Source organism: Pseudoalteromonas sp. BZK2 (assembly GCF_014349195.1).
Classification (GTDB): domain Bacteria; phylum Pseudomonadota; class Gammaproteobacteria; order Enterobacterales; family Alteromonadaceae; genus Pseudoalteromonas; species Pseudoalteromonas simplex.
Genome location: NZ_JACSOG010000008.1, coordinates 89,232 through 111,082, shown reverse-complemented (window position 1 = coordinate 111,082; position 21,851 = coordinate 89,232). Strand labels below are relative to the sequence as shown.

Sequence of the window (21,851 nt, the reverse complement as noted above, 5' to 3'; positions counted from 1 at the left end):
AAACAAGACTAGGTGTTATTTAATTTGTAGTAATACGTAACCGCTCAACTGGTCTCTCATCTATAAACACGTGAATTGCAGCCGTAACAAGTGCAATTACACAAGCACTCCACCAAACGACATCATATGATCCTGTTAAGTCGTATAGATAACCGCCTAGCCAAACACCACTGAATGAACCAAGTTGGTGACTTAAAAATACGATACCGTAAAGTAACCCCATATGTGGCAAACCAAAAAGCTGTGCTACGAGTCCGGAAGTTGGCGGTACAGTGGCCAACCATAAAAAGCCTGTTAAGATTGAGAATAAAATTACTGATGTTTCAGTCATTGGTAAAAGCATAAATAGCGCTATAGCAATAGCTCTCAGTGCATAAATAAGCGTTAATAAATTCTTTTTAGAATACTTACCAGACCAAGCCCCAGAGACCAAACAACCGAAAATATTAAACAAGCCAATAAGAGCTAAACTTGCTACGGCAACGTTTGCGGTAAAACCTCTGTCACTTAAAAATGCTGGCATATGTACTGTAATAAACGCTAATTGAAAACCACATACAAAAAAGCCGATCACTATTAACCAGTAATGTGGATAGCTGAGTGCTTCATTCAACGCTTCTTTCACTGTTTGCTTTGCAGTGATTGGTTGTGACATTTGTTCAGGGTCTGTATTTTCTTTAAATACCCCAGCCATTAAAGCCATTAATAATGCACCACCAGCTAATAACATTAGAGCATTACTCCAGCCATAAGCTGCAATAAAATCCTGTGCAACGGGAACAAATATTAATTGCCCTGCGGAGCCAGCAGCACTCCCTAAGCCAAGTGCAAATGCTCGCTTATCCGGAGAAACCATTTTTGCCATAGCAGGTAAAACAACGCCAAACCCTGTTGCAGCAATACCCATCCCCATAAGTAAGCCTGCACCCAAATTCAAACTCAATATGGAATTTGATGAAGCTGTTACATAAAGACCACCCGCATATAAAAGCGCGCCAACAATGACTGTTTTGCATGTTCCATATTTATCAGCGAGTGCTCCTGCAAAGGGTTGTGATAAACCCCACCATAAGTTTTGTAAAGCGAGTGCGAAAGCAAAAACTTCTCTACCATAACCAAATTCATCAGAAATCGGGGCCATAAAAAAGCCCATTGATGATCTCAGGCCAAAGTTTAATGATAATAAAATACAAACAAAGGCAATAGAAAAGCTCAAAAGCTTGATGGGGGCAGACATATTAGTTCCTCTGTATTCTGTTAATTAGTCTTATTCTTTAGCAACATAAACAAACGCAGTGCACATTTGGCCATTTTCAAGCTTTACACTTGTTTCAACACGATGATAATCACTGCCTTCAAATTCATCCAAAAACTCCCAATGTTTAGTTAAATGTGATGAACTAAATATTTGCCCTCTAATTTCCTCGCCCTGAGGATCTAGACTCAGTGCAGGGCAGCCCATTTCGACTCCCCACCCAACATTTATGTAACGACCAAATACAGAAGCATCTGTGAACTTACCGCCAATGTTAGTTAATATGTGTTCATTTGGATAACCTTTACGAAGGGTGCCGTATATAAATAATGATTCCATCTGTTTCCTCTTAAATTAAACTCTCTTACGTTTTATAGCCAAAACACCAATTAAAACTAAACACATACCCAACACTTGCAACAAAGTGATTTTTTCATCAAGTAATATCCACCCTAGAATTAAAGTCAAAATAGGCCCTAAAGTACTTACAAGTACAGACCTTGCCGCTCCTATATATTTAATAGCGCTTGATTGCAAAAAGACAGGGAGAACAGTTGAGAATAAAGCCATCATAAAGCAAATTGTATAAATTTTAGTAGGTTGGATTAGGCTCTCTATTGGTAATTGAATAAAAAAATGTAGCTGAACGGCAAAAATAGATACAAACATAGCCAATAAAGAAAACCGCATTGCGCCTAGTTTCTCAATCATTGGCTCTGAAAAAGCTTGGTAAAATGCGTAGCATAGCGCAGAGCCAAAGACTAAAGCAGCGCCAAGCCAAATGCTGTGACTACCTCCAGCAAATTTGAAATCACTCAAGCATGCGCAAACAACCCCTAATGTGCATAGCACTGTAGGTACAACCAACCGCTTTTCAAATTGTTTACCCAGAAATAAAACCCCCATAAAAATCGTGAGGATGGGATATGAGAATAAAATAATGCGCTCTAATCCTGCTGAAATATACTCTAGGCCCATAAAATCCAAAATTGATGCGCCGTAATAGCCGGCAACACCGAGCAAAATAAGTAAAAGAACTTCTTTTTTGGTCAATGAAAAGCCTGTTTTTAAGCTTGAATAGCCAATAAGAATAAATAAAGGGAATGAAAAAAGCATTCGTAAACTAAGAAGAGTAATAGGTTCAACATTAGCAATTAAGTAAGCTTGTTTTACAAATATTGCCTTTAGAGAAAAACCTGCAGCAGAAAGAACCGCTAAGATAATACCGATTTCATTGCTTGTTAAACGATTTAAACCCACAGAATTTCTTTTTCATTGTAAAAAGTGACGCTACAATGCCACATAACTGCTCAACATTAGAATTGCTAATTAACCAATAAGAGTTCGTTAATAACGAATGGTAATTTAGAATGAAATTTGATCTTACTGACTTAAAACTATTTATCGCTGTGGTAGAACAAAAGAACTTAACTCAAGGAGCTAAGCAAGTATTCTTGGCACCATCATCAGCGAGCCACCGAATTAAACTACTCGAAGATAATTTAGGCACTCAGTTATTAGAGCGTCAACCTAGAGGCGTGTCTGCTACAAAAGCAGGTGAAATCGTTCTTCGATATGCCAAAAGAACATTAGCTACGTTAGAGCAAATGCAATCTGATATTGCTCCTTTTACTAAAGATGCATTATCGCAAGTAAAATTATGGGCAAACACCAATGCTATTCATACATACTTGCCAGAAGATCTTGGGACCTTTTTAGAAAATAATCAGGGTGTTAGAGTTGCTTTAGAAGAACACACAAGCGAAGAAATAATTACAGCCGTAGCACAAGGAGAAGTTGAGTTAGGGATCGTCGCTGAAAATGGCCGTTATGATAATGTGGAGTTTTATCCTTATAAGAAAGATCGATTGGTCATCATTGTTCCAAGCGAGCATTCTCTTGCTAAATTTAGCAAAATACAGTTTTCTCAAGCTGTCAGTTTTCCATTTGTTATCTTGAACGAAGGTTCTGCAATCCATACTTTTATGATGAATAAAGCCGCAGGCCTAAATTGCCATCTAAATATTCGAGCGCAAGTTAAAAGTTTTGATGCTGTATGTAGAATGGTTGGTTCTGGTGTGGGCATTGCTTTATTGCCATATGATTCAATAGGCTGCTGGCGCTCTTTAGATATAAAAATCATAGAAGTGGATGAAAAATGGTCAAAAAGAAACTTAACTCTTTGTATTAAAAAAGGTGCACAAATTGGTGTGCTATCTAAAGTTTTATTTGACCATTTAAGAGGAGAGCCATAGCTTGGTCGCTACTTTCTGTGTACAAGCAGTAACCCTATAATTGATAAGCCCATACCTAACAACATTGCAAAACTGATTTTTTCATCAAATAAAATCCATGCTTCGACAGCTGTGAGTACTGGTACTAAATAAAAATAGGATGCTACCTTTGTCGATTCTCCATTTTTTATCATAAACATAAGCAACAATATGGCCGTTACAGACACACCAACCACAAGCCACAATATACTAATAATAAAAGGTGCGTTCCAAGTCGGTGTGTTTGGCTCGTATAAAAATGACACCACTCCCATCACGACAGCAAGGGGAATATATTGAAAGAAAGTAGATGCAAAAATATGCCCATCACTTACCGCTTTCTTTTGATACATTGCACCAACCGTCACACCTGTTAAACCAAAAAATGCTGCAAGTAGACCAATTAAACTTAATTCACCTCCTAATTTAGTTGGCGAAAGCACAAGAAAAACACCTAAAAACCCGACTACAATCCCTAGCCATTGCAACTTCTTTAACTGCTTGCTTTGTATTATTGATGCCAGCACCGCCGTTAACACTGGTTGTAAACCCGTAATTAATGCCACAACTGATGCAGGAAGCCCTTTATTCATTGAGAAAAAACAGCCACCTAGAAAAAAGGTTTGCAGAAAAAGCCCTACTATTAATTGCTGTTTAACGCTTTTCAATGAAGGAAACTTAACCTTTAGCACAACCGATAAAAATAAAAAAATAACACATGAAAATAGTCCTCTAAAAAACAGTAGGTGAAATGGACCACTATATTGAAGCGAAAATTTTGCGCCAACAAACCCTGTACTCCATAAAAAAACAAATACCCATGGTGTTGCAACAAATAAGATAGGTTTCCAGTAATTTGGAGATGCCGAATAAACATTTTCTTGAGACATTGATCCACCTCTGACTCATTGAATTGTAAGGACCTAACTAGCTCAAAAGCAGTGGAAGGTGTAAGATGGTGGCACTATATAGCAGTCAAGATAAGCGTAAAATATGGGCATTTATACTGTGATAAATAGTCATAGGCTAAACATTTTATGACGACTAAACACGAAAACTTAAAAACCTTCCTTACCAAACACCGTGCAAAAATAAACCCTGAAGATTATGGTTTTACCAGTGGAAGAAGGCGTGTAAAAGGGCTTCGTCGAGAGGAAGTCGCGCAATTGGCTGCTATAAGTGTCAGTTGGTACACTTGGTTAGAGCAAGGACGAGAAATCAGTATATCGCGTGCAGCTATTAATCGCATTGGCACAGTCTTAAAACTGACTAACGATGAACAAGAGTATTTAAACGCGATTGTTTTCGGGAATAAACCTGCTCTAGAAGAGCAAGAGGAAGTGTCGGAAGAATTAAAAGCGCTAATTCGTGCACTTGAACCGAATCCTGCATTTATTCGCAGAGAAAATATGGATATAGAGTACTGGAATGAGGCGGCTTCCAAAAAGATATTCGATTGGTCTACCCTTCCTAAAGCTGATAGAAACTCATTAAAGCTTATGTTCTTAAATGATGAGTATAAGCGACGTATTCCTCAATGGGAGCAGGCAGCAAAAAACACTATTGCCTCATTCCGCTCTTACTTTGCTTTAGCTACAGACAAATCAGCCTTTAAAGCCGTCTTAGACGATCTTAAATCTCGTAGTGAGTTGTTTTGCCAAATGTGGCAAGACTATGAAGTAAAGAGAATTCGGGAAGGAGAAAAGTCTGTGCTAGATGACAAAGGAACACTTAGGCACTATAAATATGTATCATTAAAACCCGAACATTATTCTAATACCTTTGTTATTTACTATATTGAAAGTAAATAATAATTATCAAACCCGTAGCTTAATCAATATGACTATTAATACTACAAATAATTGAGCAAATTGAAATTAGTCTTGCTACTCGTTCTAGAAAGTACAACTTTGTTCTTTCTGATCCAAGGCTGGAATTAAGCTACAGAAATGGCGGGAAAATTTAAGAGCACTTTCTGATTTGTATAGCTTCAAGTTTCTGATTAAACGCTAGAATTTGTTATTTTTCACGATTAATCGCTGGAATAAATTTGCCATTAATATTTTGAGCAAAATCCAAACGAAAAAAAAGGCCGAGTGCATTAAATGCTCTCGGCCTATTATTAGTGTGATTTCAACTTTTTGTCAAATCAAGACAGCTAAGCGAAACTAAACAAGTCGACTAAAAACTCTAGCTAATGACGTCGTTTGTTTCTAAAAATGATGACGTCTTTTGATAAATCTATGTTTGATTTACTAAAGTGTGTAAATCGTGATTGTAATTTTTGCATACAACAATCATTGAGATGTGCTTTGTCATACAGAACAAAATCTGTCCTATTTGAATCCATATAAATTTGAAAAATGGGTTGTACGTTACAGCAGCCTGTTACTCGCTTTTCACAGGCCCTCGCTTTTTCAAAATTAGCTTTTCTATTTAAAATAAGATAGTTAGAAACAAATTCACGCATACTATCTGCATCTATTTGTTCACCATTTTTCGTTGAAAGCTTTAGATACTCATTTTCAATTAATGTACTTAAAACATCTGCATTTATTTTCAACATACGAATAGCGTCATACTTATTCAAATCACCTATTGCTTTCCACTTTTCCTTCAATAATTGCTTTAAGCCTTTCTCACTTACATATAAATGATTAACACGCTCAATGCTTGTATTAACTTTATATAGACCGTCAACATGACTATTTAATACACAACTAACAAGCTCATCTCTCGATAAATCAAACAAATCATAGATGCCCTTCGGCACATCACTTACTTTCAAGAATTTATCATCACATTCAGAAACTAGCTCAAATGATTTCGATAAAGCCTCTGCAACTTTTCTCATGTCATAAAATGACTTATCTTGTTGCTTACAAAGATAGATTGCATCAAACATGTTTTGCTGAGCAACATGAGAAAGTGACTTCATATTGATACCTAAAAATTCTGAAAGGGCTGCCCCGTCTATCTGGAAAGAAAAACTTTGTGAATCGAATGTACTATCAAAGCGATGAGTAGAAACATATAAAGACTTGTCTATCTGAGCACCATGATATTTTAATAAAAGAGTCTTTGCTTCTACCTCTTCAGTCGATTTTAAAAAGTTATACTCATGCTGAATTGAGTAGATTGAGTTAGCTATCTCATCTAATCGATGATGCATGACTAATTCACCGCACTTTTCAAACTGCGCTCTGTGATTTAATAATAAGTGCTTCCACGTTTCACTTAGGGATGGGCATGACAAAACCTTGAACACATCATCTAATAAAAACCTGATTTGCTGAACACTAAATTTTTGGAATTTAACTTTTGCTTGAATGAAGTCAAAGGGTCTGAATAAAAGTCTTGAGAACCTTAGCAGTTTTTCAGCAAACTCTGAGCTTTCAGTCTCACTCAAAGACAGCATATATCGCTCAAAACTCAATAAATTACATGACTCTTGTAAATCATAAAGAGGCAGATTTTTTACATTGATTAGCGCACATTCATGTACCCGACAACTTGTCACTTCAATATGCTGCCATTGATAAAGTTGAATCCCAGTTTCTTGATAGCAGTGAGGACAAATCTTAATATGATCAGAGTCATTTATTGTGCCGCTTTTTTCAAGCACTTGAGTACAGTCTAATAATTTATATTGCTCAATATCATGTTTAATCTGCTTATTTTCAAGTAACTTTTCAAAGTGAGAGTGTGCATAAAGTTCGAATCGCGTCGGGGTCTGAATAGCATTAGATAGCATCAGCTTTTTAACTGTTGCAAATCCATAAAAGCGAGCTATAACAGCGCATGCAGAGAATGGCGATATAAAATGATTAGAGCTCATAATTAACTCCAAGTTCTGCTTTTAGCAAAGAGAGCTTTTTAGAGAAGGGGTTTGCTTGATTTTTCTTTGACGCACTAATTGAACTAAACACAGCAGCAAAATCTTTCACGAGAACTTCATCTCTATTTTTGTCGCATGCATAAAAAATAGCCTTGCGTATGAGCATACTTAACTGCCGCAAGTCGCCCCGTATTGCTACGAAAATAGGTAAGCTGATTTCAGGGTTTGTGAAGTCAATTTGAGAAAATTTCAAATGTTCATTCAGAGTTATTAGATATTTCACAAAGTGAACATAATTTTTTCTTGTCGAGACTGAAAGCAGTTTCTTCTCAATAATGAGTGAACATCGTGATGCAAATTGCTCATTAATTTCAAGTATATTCATGACTTTTGAAGTGCCAGCGAACACAAGAAACAACCCTAATTCATCAACTAATTCTTTTAGATAATCTGCAATTTGGCGTGCTGATTTCACACCCACTTTTTCAACGACTTGCTGAAACTCATCAAACATAAGAACACGATAACGCTTGTTCTTAACTTGCTGCGCGATACGTCGACGAAGCTCAACTTCAGAGCCTTGTGCGGCACCGGGTTCGTTCATACCTTTCAATATGGCGCGATACAAATCTAACGGGCTCATATTTGATGGCGAGCGAATATAACATGCTTTTATTGACTTATTTTCACTAACGTCTGTACTGTGCTTTTCATTGAATCGCTTTATAAAAGTTTTGAGTAACGTTGTTTTGCCACTTCCTGAGTCACCAACAATCACGCAACAACTACCGACCCCAAGACTTAAAGTCTGCTGTGATTCTTCAAGCAAATCAGCAAGCTCTTGACGATTATTCACGCAATCAAATGTTTTACTGTATAACAATTCAGCCTTAGCTTTTAAACTACTCATAACTCACCGCCCGGCTCAAAATCATCAAAAGTTGCACCAGTGTCGATATCTTCTTCGGCAGCAACTTGCGCATTTAGTGAGTTTAAAATTTGCTCGCGCGCGTCAACTGAATCAACATCAATTGCTTTATTGTTATTGTATTTTGTTCGAGAAGGCTGTTTACGACCGCTTTCAAGCTCACGCTTTTCAGCTTGCTTTTGCTTGGCTTTTTTGAAGTTGGGCAAGCCTCGCTTGCTGCCGCTTTTGTACTCATAATGCTTACGCTCAACGACATCACATTCACTGAATTGCGCGTTACGAGCAACATCAAGCTCAGCTTGTTGAACACCTGCATCATCGTGATGATTCATCTCGCGAATAGGCACAATGAATGTGTCGTTTTGATGCTTCACAACAACACTGCTTGTATCAATATCACTGTAAAAACATTCAACACTTTTCACACCTGACAAGCTCAAGGCTTTTAGCTCATCACTTACATACTGCTCATTTTTAAGCTTAATTGAGCCATTTCCATATAATGTACACTTCGCACGATAGCAGCCGCGAAACTCAGATAACTCAGTGACTGTCGCAGGTACTGTTTGCAGCAGTGGGTTTTTACTGATTGCATTCATCCACACGTCAAGCGGCGCACGATTTTTAAGTCCACTGTGAGCTGATTTCATATATGTATTTGTGATGTAGTCTTCAAACGCAGCGACAAACTCTTCAAGCGTCATTGATGCATGAAGTTCAGCATCTTCTGTCGCTTCTAGATGATTATTATTTATACGCGTTTTTGAGCCTAGATATCCCGGCAGTTTACTTAAAAACTCACGTCTTAGCGTGCGGAAAAAGCTTTCTATAAATGGCTTACTCTGTCCTTCGCCCGTGCGCGTGGTGATTGAATTCGCACCAAGTTGCAAAGCAAGCGACTTATACAAATTACCTTTTGTTGCCGTTGTGGCGTCTGTGATAATTTTTACTGGTATACCGTATGTAGGCCAGAGCGGATTGTCTTTTGGTGTCACAACACTTTTCAAACATTCGATAGCTAAATCAGCAGACTCAGATGCGTTTTTACCGACATGAATTGAATAACCCAAAGGACAGCGGGTACAAGTATCAATCGCAATCATCATTACAATAGTGCCCAGATATTTGCTCGCGTCGTTGTTTAAACCTAAGTTTATGTATACCGCGTCCATCTCAACCCTCTCAAGCGGGTCTTCAGGCACAAACTCACGACCCAGTTTATAGCGCAGTTTTTTAGCTTCAGCTTTGCTTAATGTCTTTTGCGTCGTCAATAATGCAAGCGTTTCGCGAAAACGACGATATATAGTGTCGACACACGGTATGACTGGATAACACGCTGGCTTTGATTTACTAAGCTCGCGTATCTTGGCTCTCAACATATCTGCTATTGCATGTACAGATTTTGAAGTTGCATCGCTTCTAACAAGATAATAATCACAAAAATACTCGTAAATTAAATCTTCTGTCGCAGCCGTCAGTCGCTTTGAGTTTTTCTTTTCATGATAGCCATAACCGATTACTGAACGTATATCATTTCCGGAATCGCGATACGCTTTTATCTTCGCTTGACACGTGCTACGCGAGTATTTTCTTGAGTTGTAACTTTGCCAGTCGAAAGCTGCGATGGTTTCATCAACATTATGCTTTGCTATAAAATTTTTACTGTGTTTCTCGAAATGCAAATCAAAAAACGCTTGCCACAGTTCCATCTGATTTAATTGATTTTCTGTCAGCAATTGTTGCATCGGTATGTCAGAAGCGCGCTCATACAGAAGCGCTTCGCTATCTATGAGTTTTTTATGAAACTCAGATTGTGTCATGCACTCAACTCTTGCATTATTCATTTTCTGACTATCATCATCAAACAATGAGTAAAAAATCGTATTATCGAAGTGCTCTTGCGCTATCGAACGCACTATATAAGAGCTGTTATCCATTTGAAACTTCGCACCTATTTTAATCACCCTACTCATAACTCATCACCGAAAATATTGTTAATTAAAACAGTTTCATTACAAATATCTAATGAAAGGCCTATTTTCACATAATCCTTCAGAATAAAATGACAAACCAGATTTCTATTTAAGTTCAGAGCATCACAAATCGCGTGTGCTTCCTGTAGAGTCAGCTCACTCGGTAAGACATCAAGCAGCGTATTTACATGCTCATCATTCACAACTTTCATTGAAAGAGCATTGCGAAATATCATCTTCATATTTGATAAAGCCCTGCGGGACGGTAAGTCTTCTTCGGTCAAAACCGAAAATTTAAAGCCCAGCTTCGCAAGCGCTTTTTCAATCAAAAAATGAGTGCGTTTTGTCTTTGCATCAATCGCTTTCGAGTGCTTCACTTCGACCACACAAATACTTTCATCACAATAACTTAACGAAAAATCAGGTGTATACAATCGCTTCTTATTGTCATCTGTATAACTGATTGAAAATGGCTGGGTTCGAACAGATTTTATCGTTTGATCAAACTCAAACATCAATGCAAAATGTGACTCGTTGAACGATTCGAAAAAGTGTGGCTGTGTATCTTTTAGCGTAGGACACAAGCCACTTATGTTAAAGCGACTGAACCGTTCAAGACGACGTCGCATACTTTCTTTGTTATATACACTATCAATATTGTTGTGATTTGAATGCTCATTCATAACACTAACTCTCACTCTAAAATTCAATCTCTTTTTTAAAATAGCGTTCAAAATCACAAAATCAAGCAAATAAACATTTATTTTTACAAGCCTTGAGCAGAAAAAACAATTAAAACCATATAAAGATAATTTTAAAATATAAACCATTGTAAAATAAGCTATCTTTTTATTTCATAAATACAAAAACATCACACCAACAACTTCAAATAACTCATCCTTATAAGCAGTGTTATTTTTATGAAGTGAAAATCTAAGTAGAAAATGGCAAGTTAAGCTGTGAAAGTTAGTGCTCAATATGATGAGTAAAGATGTAGGCAGAAACTCAATGCATAGAATAAATCGAGATTGCATTAAATAATCAGATAAGAAAATGAAAGGTGATGTCGCTATAAGGCCTATTTTTTATGCCAAATTACACCGATAGTTAGACGTGCCCGCTATCAACTGTGACTGAAGTCACATTGAAGTGAAAATTTTTAGATAAAACTAAGCTAAAAAGTCATCATGCTGTGAAGCCATACTGAAGCTGCTTAATAACATTTTTAATTAGCTCACGCCCACGAATTGAGTTCAACACTAATCGAGGTGCTCGACTGTTAAATTGAATATGAGCAGTATTTAACCATGCATTCCAATTTTCGATGTTACCAAAATAGTTAATTCCAACCATACTTAGTCTTGCAACTTCAATCGCATGTTCGCTAGTTTGTGAACTTAATGATTTAGATTTACATCGCGATAATGTTGCAGATGTTGTACCTAATGCGTTTGCGACTGTTGCCATATCCCATCCCATTAGACTGGCAAAAGCATACACTCCGGATGATTTCATTCCATTTCTTACAAGCCTTATTTCTGACAACGGGTCGGAATGAGATGTAAGTTCTCCACATGAAATTAGGTCAATAAGGTCTGGATTACTTGATAACTTTAACTGACTTCCTCTCATTTGACACCCGCTTAAAAATCACGCATTGATTTAAGTTTAGCAAAGAAATAATGTCTTAGGGTCACCAGAACAGGCTACGACGTTTAAGTAATAGATCCAACATAACCTTAAAACGTTTGGTTTACTTATTCCTTTTATTTATACACTTGAGTCATAATGTAACAAACTGATATTCAATATGGAAATAAGATGGAATACATCAGAATCAATTGGCTAGGAAGGCTATTATGCAAAGGCAATAAGCTAAGATTTGATGAACCACATTTAACTCTTCTAAATGGTTCAACAGTACTTGATGAATATAATTTACACGATTCATATAACTTCCCAATATTTGAGAAAGGCCTGCTTGGCTCAAAAATCACACTTAATTCAAGGCAGTCAAAGAAAACTATAAGCTTTCTTAAAACTAAAGACATTGATAAATTTTACGAGAGTCTTTTTCGACAAATCGCTTTTTATATCCAGCAAAATATAGAAGGCTCTAAAGAGCAGTTTTATGATTGTGCAATTAATGAATACCTAAGGGATTCAAATATCAAACAACTGGACAATTTGATTAACCCTCTTTTACGTTCATATGAACTACAAAAAAATGAATGGAATCATAACCTCCCCAAAAATCTAATCCAGTTTCTAGTTAGCTATTCGAAATATTTCCCTTTAGAAATAGGGGCATCAGAATTAAGAAGGCGCTTCGAGGAAGTGACTAGTCAAGAACGAAAAAATTTTTATGACGAAGTTGAGTCAAACCCCCTCACTAAAGAACAAAGATTGGCTGTCATTAGGGATAATGATCGAAATTTGGTTTTAGCTGCTGCTGGTACGGGAAAAACCTCTGTCATGGTAGCGAAAGCTTTAGATCTAATAGATAGAAAAATAACAGCCCCAGAGAAAATTTTAATTCTAGCGTACAACAAGGCTGCTGCTAGTGAGTTGCAGGAACGCTTAAAAAAAAGAAGTACCAAGCTTGGACTTAGTCAAGATAAAAGCCCAAAAATCATGACTTTCCATGCCCTTGGGCGCCAAATACTATTAAGTTCTAACAAGTCAGTCAGGATGTCAAAATTCTGTGAAGATTCTATAAAACTTGAGAATTGGTTATCAAGGTGGTTTTCAGTTCAAATAAAACAAAATGAAAAATTTATGAAGACATTCATAGATTTAAGTTATCAACCAATAAACCCTTTTGACTTTAAAACTAAAGAAGATTACGACGCATATATTCGAGATAATGAATACAGAACGCTACAGGGTGACAAAGTTAGGGGCTATCAAGAGCTATTGATATCAAACTGGCTTTACTTAAATGGAATTGAGTTTGAATATGAAGCTCAATACGTAAGTAAGCGTAGAATTGAGATAGGATTTGATTATAAACCTGATTTTTATATCAAAGATGCCGATGTTTACCTTGAGCACTTCGGTATTGCAAGGGACGGAAGTACAAGGCCTGATATTGATAAAAACAAATATAAACAGAGTATGTGCGATAAACGGAATTTGCATTTGGAATGCGGTACAACATTGATAGAAACGTATCACTACAATTGGGTTGAAGGGAATTTAGAAGAGATTTTAGCAGAGCACATAGACAACCTTGGAATACCAATCAAAAAAAGGTCAAATGATGAAGTTTTTGTGAAGCTGAAAGAAAGTGGGTTTCTTTTGAGTGGTATCAAGCGTTATTTAAAATGCTTACAAGCAATTAGAGTTGAGCAATTAAGTGATGCAGAAATTAACGAAAGATTAACTGAACAAGCTATTGTAAATTCTGATAAATATACTGAGCTTTTAAGTAGTATACATCAAGCTTACCAGAGGGAGTTGCTTGAACAAGATGCAATAGATTTTGACGATATGATCATAAAAGCAACTAAAGCTGTTGATAATGAGCTATTTACTCCTAAGTGGTCACATATTCTTGTAGACGAGTTTCAAGACATTTCAGGTTCTCGTATGAACTTCCTAAAGAAACTAGTCTCAAAGGGAAGCACTCCAAGGTTGACGGTAGTAGGAGATGATTGGCAATCAATTTATCGATTTTCAGGTGGTAAATTAGAGTTAACGACACAATTTAAAGAACGGGTTGGCTCTAGCTCTTCGACTATGCTTCAAAAAACATTTAGGTACAACAACAGTATTGCTGAGGTCGCAGGTAAATTTGTCATGCAAAACCCTGAACAATATAAAAAGGATGTTATTACTCATACTCAAGTAGATACTTCTCAAGTTTTTTTGTTAGATAGTAAGGTTAACAATGAAGAAAACTTATCTCTGAAAACTGTGCAAATAATCCAAAAAATCCTAAAAAATGACCCGCAGGCAAATATAGCCGTAATAGCGAGATATCGTTACTTATTAAATGAGGCTAAAAATGAAGTATTTGCAAATAATATTGACACACCAATAAAGTTTTGGACTTTTCATGGCTCCAAAGGACTAGAAGCTGATTACTGTGTACTTATTGGGTTCTTTCAGGGAAAGACTGGCTTCCCAAATCAAAACAAAGAAGAGGCCATTGTTGAAGCGCTTTTACCTTCCATGGATAATTATCCACATTCTGAAGAGCGCAGATTGCTATATGTTGGGCTCACTAGAGCAAAGAAAAAGAGTTATCTTATTGCTGACCCAATGGCGACTTCTGAGTTTATTGTTGAATTACTTTCGCCTAAGTATAATTTACACATAGCCTCTCAGAGCTTTAAAGAGAAATATAGGCAGATCTTCAAATGTCCTTGTTGTACAACAGGGTATTTTAAATTAAAAAAAGGGAAGTTTGGCACATTCTATAGCTGTACAACTGGCGAAGTTTGTAAGTCCCACCCTCGGATTTGCTCAAAATGCAATGCACCATCCATAGACGGAGAACATTCAAGCACCTGCACCAACCCTAACTGTAAATCTGTAACAAAAATTTGCAATAAATGTGGCCGTCCAATGAAATTAAGACAAGGTAAATTTGGTGAATTTTGGGGATGTACAGGCTATGGCATTAAACATGATCAATGTAAAAATACCTCAAAAACTTCTTCATTTTTAGGGGTTAAGTTTGATTAACTACTCTTGCTACTAAATGAGTAAGTCTTAGCTTGATGTGTCAAATATATAATTTAGATTTTAATTAAGTCTGACAGTCAAAGTTGCTCCTCTTTTGTCCATTCGGCTATTAATATACAGGGTAAAAACTGACTTTCGATAGACAAAATAAGGGGCTGTTTATTAGCCCCTAAAATGTGAAACCTAACCAACTGTTAGTACTCCCTAGTAGTCCCGCTTGATTTTCTTGTTACAATAATACCAAACTGTCGAGACTGCTTTTGCAGGCCCCCATGAAACACCACTTTGTAATTGAGTAATATTTTTAATTTCTATATCTGGTCTAGAAGCTTACCAATGACTTGTTTCACGCTCTAAAGCACAATCAGATGATTTAGTTTAGTAATATAACGCCCAAAACAGCGGCCATTTATGCGTGAGTCTGCTTTTGTTTGTAAGCAGCTATTGTTGCACTTCTTACCGAGTTGTTCAGCTCTCGTGATATAACATGCATTAGCAAAACAACATTTTTAATATATTCTTTGCTAATCTCTATTTGTGAATATTTCTTAACTATACCTTCGATGCCATCCGGTATTTTATCCATGGGGTCTTTTCCACCATCATGTGCCCAAGCATTACGGATTAGCCTAACTTCGTCATCAAGAGTATTTACTGCAGAAACATATTCCCTCGTTGGTTCAGCTGGCATACCCATTTTACTAAAGCAGTTAATCATATGCTTAAGCTTACTTATTTTGTCCTTTTTATTTTTCTTAGGCAGGCTTTCTTGAGCAGAGGCGTAAATATACATTTTTTCCATTTCACTCTCGAACGAACCCCATAGAGTTAATAGCATTGCCTGACGTTGATAGATGGGCATAATTTCTGTGAACATTTCTCGAATGTCGTATTCCTCTTCGCTTATACCCGATATATGTTCGATTTGAGCAACTCCAACCTCTCCCTCATCAGCTGAAATTTGAAACCACCGCTCGACCTCAGTTACTTCTATGTGCTGCTCAATATTATCTATAAATTCGGATATTTGAACTTCCTGTTTGTCATTGAATGCGCTGATTATGTAGAGTTCATCAGAAATGAAGCTTGGTAATGCTTTCAAAATTATTTCGTTCCCTTTGGCTGCTAACATTTTAGTATTTATGCAACACGCGGTTTGTGTTGCATAATCGCTTGTTGGGCTAAGCCGCTACCTGCCCGGTGTGTCATAGTTGATGTTGTTTATGCTACGGGAATTTGCTTTTTGGAGGCTCTCACTTTCCTAGCTAATTTAATCAGCTTAGCTAGTTTTATTTAAGCTTTCCCTGCATAGCTTAGTGGTTATTATGTACTCATTACACCTAAATTTTCTTTAATAAGCAATTATATTTTTACACGTACGAAAGCTGCTAGCCCGAGCCATTAAGCTGGTTAATAAACCTAGTTGCTCACTTACTCTGCTTTGGGTGACTACCTTAGTTCGATTAAAGTCGACTCTAGAGCATTTAGTTAAGTGATATTGGGCAAAGACGAGTTATATACAAAACCCGTCTCTGGACAAAAGTGTTGTGCTTCAATGAAACTTTACATAATTAACTATCGAAGGATTATTTCAAGTATGGGTGAACTTATAAAGACCAACAGAAAGGTTTGTCATCGCCATCCTCCTCTCTGGTTTTACCATACATAAATCTAGACTTTAAAGTACTTATCCTCTTGAGATAGCTCTAGTACGATATAGTCCTTATATTTCCGATAATCGACTTCTTCGAGTTGACTTACCAACATCGATACGATTTGCTGACCAGACAATTTTATAGATTCATTAAACAACTGGCGTATATGTTTAATATCCACTTCATCGATTGAGTCATGTATCACAAACGTGGGTCTTAAAAGGTCTAGTGAGCCCACTGACTTAATATACGACAAGTCAAATGTGATTGCTTCAAGACGCTTCAAACCTCCATCGTTATTTGACTGGATGTCATCTACAGAAGGCCGGCAGTCACCATTGGTAGTGTCTAAGTTCAGATTAAAATTATATTCGATCCCATAGAAGACCTTGGTATATCCTTTGAAATTCCTCTTAAATTCTGTTTCGAAAGTGTTAACATTTTGAAACTCACCAGACAGTTTTTCTGATAACTTTTCTAAATTTTTTGCTTCTTCTTCTAGTCTGGTCTCAATGCTATCTTTTTTCTCAACTATGGCATTTAACTCGATCAAGGTCTTATTTAGCTCACCAATTCTTTTAACTGAATCAGATATTTCATCGATTTTCTTCTTGGACTTCAGTTCAAGGTAAAGCGATGACTTTTTCTTCTCCAATAACTTTAGTTCATCTGTAGCTTTATGTAGTTTAACTTGAAGCTTCTCAAAACCATCAGTGATGAACTCACTCTTCGTATCAAGTAGGTGGTTATGAAACCGCAATACGCTATCATAATCTTTAATAACTGAATCCATCTTAATAGCTGCATAGCCGTATATGATTTCTAACTCACTAAGCAGTTGGTGGCTCTGGTTTGCCTGAAGTAGACTCTGAGTCTTGGTGATATTATTAACTTTAAGATCTAATGATAAAACCTGATCTGATAGATTGTTTTGCTTATTATCGATGCTATTGATTTCATCGATAATTGCTAGCTTATCAGTATTATTCTCACTTAAAAGTAGAAATTTTTCTAACTTATCGAGCTCTTTTTTCGTGCTCTTTATAGTACCAATAATTTTGTCATCTTTGATAATACCGTTAAATGAGATAAGTTTCTTTCCATAGTTATCTAGGAAGGTTTTAAGTTTCTGGATTTTACTAAGAATTTCAGTGTCTTCAAAGTTAAAAAGGTACAAAAATAGTGTATTACGGTCTGCTTGAGAAATAGGGAACTTATCATCATTAAACTTAACGGTTTTTGTCATTCTACTTGCATCAGTTCTCAAAAACTTAGGAGCTAACTTTCTGAGAGTGGGCTTAGTAGAATATACATTGAACATCGTCTTCAATATATGAGTGTTGTACTCTTTCTTAGTTTTAAGTTCATTATTGACATAATAGCATACGTTAGAGTTTTCAATGGCTAGATTTCGTTTGATTTCAGTGATATTGCCATCTAACCCAATGTAAGAAAGGGAAGAGGTAACGTCACGCTCTTCAAACAATTGCCGAATATTTGGTTCAGCTGTACCGAATTCTTCATCGATGTATATAGGGTTGATCGAGCCATCTAACAAGAAGTCAATAATACGACCGGGAACAGACTTTCCGATCTGGTTACCAGATAAATTAGAATCTCTTTTGTTAGTAATGATGTTTAGAGTATCGTTAAACTCGATCTCTCTAATTACATTTCCATCAACTTTTGTTATTAGTTTGAGTAGCTTCATTGATGAAAACCTCATCGTTTTTATATGTAATAGCGGAAATAGTGAATAGCCAGTCTAACGTTAGGATCATGTGATCTATAGAAATAGACAGTTCTCTTTCCCCCAACTTCATCAGGCGAGTGATTTTCATCTTACAGCTTTTTGTCTCATGAAGTTGTTTCAAAACAAAAGCGCCAATATAGACAACATTGATTTCTGGATTAGAACCTTTAGTCGGTATCATTAGGGTTCTCCAGTACGTAGCATTCAACAAAGGCATGGGCAATCACAATGTTAATTCCAACAGACATCTGTTCTTTGGTGAAATTGATATTAGAAGACTTATAAAGGAAATTACTTAGTTGCTTCTTAACATCATTGATAATTTCATCGGCATGTTTTTTAACCTCATCCATGTTGGGTTCCCAATCATCAATGTTGAACTTGCTTAATGCGGAACCGTACATGCCATTCAATATCAACATTGCCGTTTGTTTCCCATTGACGACATTCTTTTCAACGATGTTGTATGCAGATTCAATGTATGAAGAATAACTCTTGTACTGAAGAACGATTTTTCTATTTTCTTTCAACTGGTTGTGTTCGATTTTTTTTGCAACTTTAGACGGGAATGAGCGATCCGTGATGTCTATAGTGACGTCAGCCTGAGATATCTTGCTGATAATGTCATTGATGATAGAGTCGACCTTAGACTCTGGTGACTCCGCACTATTGAAGTCACCTTTCACTTCACCTATCTGGACTAACGTTCCTGTCATACTCTTACTTTACCTATCTCATTGATTGAGATTAAAGTCACCATTCATTACACCAGTATTGATGTTGGTTTTACCTTCTTGCTTGACGTCTTGTTGATTGCCTTGGGTGCTGTTGTTCTCAATGCTGATGATCTTCTGCTCTAGCTTGTAGTTATTAGTTTCAAGCTTTTCACACTTAATCTTGAGCTCGTTCTTTGCTCTTTGCTGTATCAACGCATAGATTAAACCAACGACACTGCAAACCCAAGCTATTGCAACCCCAAGAGGGCTAGAAAACCAAGCTAAAAATACATCCATATAATTTCATACCGTTAAATAAATTAAGTTTATAGAGTTTTTAACAGGTTTACTACAGCTTACTAATTATAAACACCATAGTGATCAAATACCGAAAATTCTATTTCTGAACCATGGTATGAGCCCTTAAAGGGTTTTATGATCCGGTATTTCGCAAGAAATTTACTATCAAATTGAATTTCATTTTCTTTGAGTTTTGGTGTAACAGGAATCAAGCTTATTTTCTCCCCAACAAAAACAAAGTATTTACTTCCTTCGGTCTAGCTAATAGCTGCTAGAAAGGAATAATGAAATGAAAAACTATATGGATTTATGCGCGCTCTATCCTTGCAAAGCTAATTATTTTTTCCTTTTGAACGACTTGTTAAGTTTCTTATGATAGAAGCTTTACTATTTCACTTAACTCATCATCATCGATAGTGTTTAACTCGAAAAGCTTATGAAAGCTAATACCCAAGGTTGTATTATAAAGGTACGCTGGAACCAGTTCTCCTAACCCCCATACTATTTTAGACTTCTGATTTTTATCGCCTTGATATATTAAGTTTAAATCTTTCAACTCTTGAATTTCTTGTAAAATCCACCATAGCTCGCCACCGCTTCTAACTCCCGTTAAATTAGTGGCTCTAAGATGATTACCAATTCGACTGAAAACATTCAAAAGGCATAATTGCCGGTAAGTTAACTTTTCAAAGACTTGAAGAAAGTAGCAGGCCATTTCTGAGTTAATTTCTTTATCAAATGAAATATTAGAAAAGAACTTTCCAGCATGGAGTACCTTCCTTTCTTCATAGGCTGCTTTACACTTTAATAGAGTACCTTCTAATATATCCTCAGCATCACTTCTTTTTTTATCGTTACCATGGAAAAAACCATCGTTTCTGATAGTTTCTCCTCGCTGCAGCTTTTCATTTATATCTGACAAAGCAATTGCTGTTGCTGCCCCTATTCTCATTTCTTCTTTCGGGGATAAATAACTATCATGAACGTCAGAACCTATAGCAACAAAAGTTTTTCCAATAAAAGTTCCTACTGCTGCACCAACACCTGCCAACATAGGGCCTCCAGCTAAAAAGCCAAGAGCACCACCTATAGCGCTACCAGCAAGATCTCCTCCATGAGATATTAGATTCTTAGTTTTTTCTTCTTTGTTCAATGTTGACTCTCAATTTTAATAGATACCAACGTCCGCATAAAGGGCAGCAAAACGTAGTGGCGATTAAGTTAAACTTTGCGAAGCATCAAAACTAAATCGCCGCGTAGTTTTGATGTCCCACCGAGCCTGCTAGTGATTTGATACGTTTGTCAGCTTTCGGTAGCACCTCTGATATCAATCATCTCTTGACCACCAAAACCATGATCCTCACTCTTGAATAGCACATCCGAATCTTGGTTGATTTTTGTTTTCTGTATTCTGGCCAAAATATAACCATCTTCTTTTTGGCTTCTTCTTTTTAATATATTTAGATGAACAATATTGATATCGTCATGGATTAGCACTCCTTTGAGGCTATCAATGAATATTTTAGCCATATTATCTACATCCTTATTTTTGGCATTCTTACCATAAACAAAGACCAGCAAAACGCATATCTCATCGTCTTTTTCAAATAAGATGCCTTGATCACTCCACTTTGACTTCATGGCCGTATGAAATTCTTTTTTTAGGTTTCCATTGAGCGATTGATATGACTCAGGATTTATACGGATACAGATAGATCGCTTAGGAAACAAAATAGAAGAATCATTGGTATCACAAATTGAACAGTGATACTGATAGAGTGTGTTCAGCTTATCTGAAATCGTTACATAAAATTTTTTCAGCCCTGTTCTAGAGAATTTAAAGCGCAATCCAGACAGCTCGTTTGGGAAGTTAAATGCTAGCCACTTGCCAAAGACTCTAATTTCTTCTGACGTAGGGGCGTTAGAGTCAATAAATGTCAATCCTGAGAGGGACATTATTGATTGCTTCAACTTGGCCAAGTCAGGGTGCTCGCATTGAAGCAAACTTCTAACTGTCTCATCTTGTTCTTTGTTATCCATCTAATACCTCATAGAAAGCTAACATTTTAGTATTTATGCAACACATAGTTTGTTTTACATAATCGCTTGTTGGGCTGAGCAGCTACCTGCTATGTATATCAGAGTTGGTGTTATTTTTGCTATGGAAATTTGCTTTTGGGAGGCTCTCACTTTCCTGATGTTAAGTAAGCTTTCCCTGCATTGCTCAGCACCTATTATGTATTCATTACACCTAAGTTTACCTCAATAAGCAACTATATTTTCAAACGCATAGAAGCCGCTAGGCAGAGCAATTAAGCAGGTGAACAAGAGCTATCTAGCTCTGTTTTGGTCAACTTCCATTGTTTTCTAAAGGCCGACCTATAGAGTAATTGCGTTAAATGGTAATGGAGAAAAGGCGAGTTATATTTATAACCGGCCTTTGGACGGGTGAACATTTTAAAACTGAA

General features: G+C 36.6%; 19 protein-coding genes. 3 read left to right on the top strand and 16 right to left on the bottom strand.

What is annotated here, in order from left to right; genetic code table 11:
• Positions 1–19: 19 nt before the first annotated feature.
• From BIZ38_RS06650 to BIZ38_RS21930, 3 genes are read right to left on the bottom strand one after another with little or no spacing between them, the layout of a single operon-like run.
• Complete coding sequence (locus BIZ38_RS06650) at positions 20–1,237, bottom strand: MFS transporter (protein WP_054553480.1); 1,218 nt, start codon at positions 1,235–1,237, stop codon at positions 20–22.
• 30 nt (positions 1,238–1,267) lie between these two features.
• Positions 1,268–1,594 carry a gamma-glutamylcyclotransferase gene (locus BIZ38_RS06645; protein ID WP_054553479.1) on the bottom strand — a complete coding sequence of 109 codons (327 nt, stop codon included), beginning with the start codon at positions 1,592–1,594 and terminating at the stop codon, positions 1,268–1,270.
• Between the two features lie 15 nt (positions 1,595–1,609).
• Positions 1,610–2,515, bottom strand: coding sequence for a DMT family transporter (locus BIZ38_RS21930; protein WP_222938015.1), 906 nt, complete (start codon positions 2,513–2,515; stop codon positions 1,610–1,612).
• Between the two features lie 110 nt (positions 2,516–2,625).
• On the opposite strand from BIZ38_RS21930, the gene BIZ38_RS06635 reads away from it, so the two are divergent.
• Complete coding sequence (locus BIZ38_RS06635) at positions 2,626–3,510, top strand: LysR family transcriptional regulator (RefSeq protein ID WP_187489897.1); 885 nt, start codon at positions 2,626–2,628, stop codon at positions 3,508–3,510.
• 8 nt (positions 3,511–3,518) lie between these two features.
• On the opposite strand, the gene BIZ38_RS06630 is transcribed toward BIZ38_RS06635, so the two are convergent.
• Positions 3,519–4,418, bottom strand: coding sequence for a DMT family transporter (locus tag BIZ38_RS06630; RefSeq protein ID WP_187489896.1), 900 nt, complete (start codon positions 4,416–4,418; stop codon positions 3,519–3,521).
• Between the two features lie 147 nt (positions 4,419–4,565).
• Here BIZ38_RS06630 and BIZ38_RS06625 point away from each other — a divergent pair, with 147 nt between their 5' ends.
• Positions 4,566–5,339: a helix-turn-helix transcriptional regulator gene (locus tag BIZ38_RS06625; protein ID WP_187489895.1), complete on the top strand. Its 774-nt coding sequence runs from the start codon at positions 4,566–4,568 to the stop codon at positions 5,337–5,339.
• Positions 5,340–5,722: 383 nt separating this feature from the next.
• Here BIZ38_RS06625 and BIZ38_RS06620 read toward each other — a convergent pair whose 3' ends face one another.
• The 5 genes from BIZ38_RS06620 to BIZ38_RS06600 form a co-directional block, all read right to left on the bottom strand.
• Entirely contained in the window at positions 5,723–7,366 is a 1,644-nt protein-coding gene (locus tag BIZ38_RS06620) for a TniQ family protein (protein ID WP_187489894.1), read from the bottom strand.
• Positions 7,356–8,276, bottom strand: coding sequence for a TniB family NTP-binding protein (locus BIZ38_RS06615; RefSeq protein ID WP_187489893.1), 921 nt, complete (start codon positions 8,274–8,276; stop codon positions 7,356–7,358). The genes BIZ38_RS06620 and BIZ38_RS06615 overlap by 11 nt, the downstream gene beginning before the upstream one ends.
• On the bottom strand, positions 8,273–10,267 hold the full coding sequence (locus BIZ38_RS06610; protein WP_187489892.1) for a DDE-type integrase/transposase/recombinase: 1,995 nt from the start codon (positions 10,265–10,267) through the stop codon (positions 8,273–8,275). Before BIZ38_RS06610 ends, BIZ38_RS06615 begins: the two co-directional genes overlap by 4 nt.
• A complete protein-coding gene (locus BIZ38_RS06605; RefSeq protein ID WP_187489891.1) occupies positions 10,264–10,950 on the bottom strand; it encodes a TnsA endonuclease N-terminal domain-containing protein in 687 nt (228 codons plus the stop codon). Before BIZ38_RS06605 ends, BIZ38_RS06610 begins: the two co-directional genes overlap by 4 nt.
• 502 nt (positions 10,951–11,452) lie before the next feature.
• Positions 11,453–11,782 (bottom strand): antitoxin Xre/MbcA/ParS toxin-binding domain-containing protein, encoded by a 330-nt coding sequence (locus BIZ38_RS06600; protein ID WP_262387566.1) that lies wholly within the window; start codon positions 11,780–11,782, stop codon positions 11,453–11,455.
• Positions 11,783–12,088: 306 nt separating this feature from the next.
• Here BIZ38_RS06600 and BIZ38_RS06595 point away from each other — a divergent pair, with 306 nt between their 5' ends.
• On the top strand, positions 12,089–14,959 hold the full coding sequence (locus BIZ38_RS06595; RefSeq protein WP_187489889.1) for a UvrD-helicase domain-containing protein: 2,871 nt from the start codon (positions 12,089–12,091) through the stop codon (positions 14,957–14,959).
• Between the two features lie 409 nt (positions 14,960–15,368).
• Here the strand turns inward: BIZ38_RS06595 and BIZ38_RS06590 are convergent, their stop codons facing one another.
• The 7 genes from BIZ38_RS06590 to BIZ38_RS06560 all read right to left on the bottom strand — a co-directional run bounded on the left by BIZ38_RS06590 (position 15,369) and on the right by BIZ38_RS06560 (position 21,423).
• A complete protein-coding gene (locus BIZ38_RS06590) occupies positions 15,369–16,061 on the bottom strand; it encodes a hypothetical protein (protein ID WP_187489888.1) in 693 nt (230 codons plus the stop codon).
• A 569-nt stretch (positions 16,062–16,630) separates the two neighbouring features.
• A complete protein-coding gene (locus BIZ38_RS06585; protein ID WP_187489887.1) occupies positions 16,631–18,325 on the bottom strand; it encodes a DUF2326 domain-containing protein in 1,695 nt (564 codons plus the stop codon).
• On the bottom strand, positions 18,294–18,548 hold the full coding sequence (locus BIZ38_RS06580) for an ABC-three component system middle component 6 (protein WP_187489886.1): 255 nt from the start codon (positions 18,546–18,548) through the stop codon (positions 18,294–18,296). The genes BIZ38_RS06585 and BIZ38_RS06580 overlap by 32 nt, the downstream gene beginning before the upstream one ends.
• Positions 18,535–19,083, bottom strand: coding sequence for a hypothetical protein (locus tag BIZ38_RS06575; RefSeq protein WP_187489885.1), 549 nt, complete (start codon positions 19,081–19,083; stop codon positions 18,535–18,537). The genes BIZ38_RS06580 and BIZ38_RS06575 overlap by 14 nt, the downstream gene beginning before the upstream one ends.
• 18 nt (positions 19,084–19,101) lie before the next feature.
• Positions 19,102–19,380 carry a hypothetical protein gene (locus BIZ38_RS06570; RefSeq protein ID WP_187489884.1) on the bottom strand — a complete coding sequence of 93 codons (279 nt, stop codon included), beginning with the start codon at positions 19,378–19,380 and terminating at the stop codon, positions 19,102–19,104.
• A gap of 373 nt (positions 19,381–19,753) precedes the next feature.
• The gene (locus BIZ38_RS06565) at positions 19,754–20,536 is read right to left on the bottom strand and encodes a hypothetical protein (protein ID WP_187489883.1); all 783 of its coding nucleotides are present in this window, start codon (positions 20,534–20,536) and stop codon (positions 19,754–19,756) included.
• 149 nt (positions 20,537–20,685) lie between these two features.
• Complete coding sequence (locus BIZ38_RS06560; RefSeq protein ID WP_187489882.1) at positions 20,686–21,423, bottom strand: RusA family crossover junction endodeoxyribonuclease; 738 nt, start codon at positions 21,421–21,423, stop codon at positions 20,686–20,688.
• Positions 21,424–21,851: the final 428 nt, after the last annotated feature.